This window comes from Ensifer sp. VA4 (genome assembly GCF_055710065.1).
On record NZ_JBVQPO010000051.1, the window covers coordinates 1 to 669 of the forward strand.

1 protein-coding gene is annotated in these 669 nt (G+C 63.2%); it reads left to right on the forward strand.

The genetic code is table 11. The features are described from left to right. The coding region (locus AC0C6X_RS30105; RefSeq protein WP_472956695.1) for a CoA transferase at positions 1-669 on the forward strand (669 nt) is incomplete at both ends.

A 669-nucleotide genomic window follows, 5' to 3' on the forward strand; every position in this document is an offset into this window, starting at 1 on the left:
GGAACACCGTGATCTTCGGCATGTCGCACATGCGCGGCAAGCAGTCCGTGCTCCTGAACATCGGTTCGCCCGATGGCCGCGTTGTCTTCGAGGAACTGGTGCGCTCCGTCGACGTCGTGGTCTGGAACGCCACCGACCGCCAGGTCAAGGCGATGGGGCTCGATGCCGAAGGTCTGAAGGCGCTCAACCCCCAAGCGATCTTCTGCCAGCTCGATTGCTTCGGCGGCGTTCGCACCGGCCCGCGCACCGACTATCTCGGCTATGACGATCTCGTGCAATCGGCAACCGGCATCATGCTGCGTTTCGGCGGCTCGATGGAAACGCCGGAAGAGCACGCCCATGTCGGCACCATCGACGTTATGTGCGGCTTCGGCGCGGCGCTCNGCGTCGCCACGGCTCTCTACCAAAAATCCAGAACCTGGATTGTCGGCCGCCCGCGCACATCGCTGTCGGCACTGACCGGCCTCGCTCAGATACCGTTCTGCTATGACTATGCGGGGCGCGGTCCGTTCGATGAGCCGTCCGGCCGCGAAACCAAGGGGTATCATGCCCTGTCGCGGCTCTACGAAACGGCAGGCGGCGATCACCTTCTTTTGTGCGCCTCGGAAGCCGATCTTCCGCGCTTCGGCAAGGTTGAAGGTCTGAGAGGGATTGTTGAGATGGTCGCGT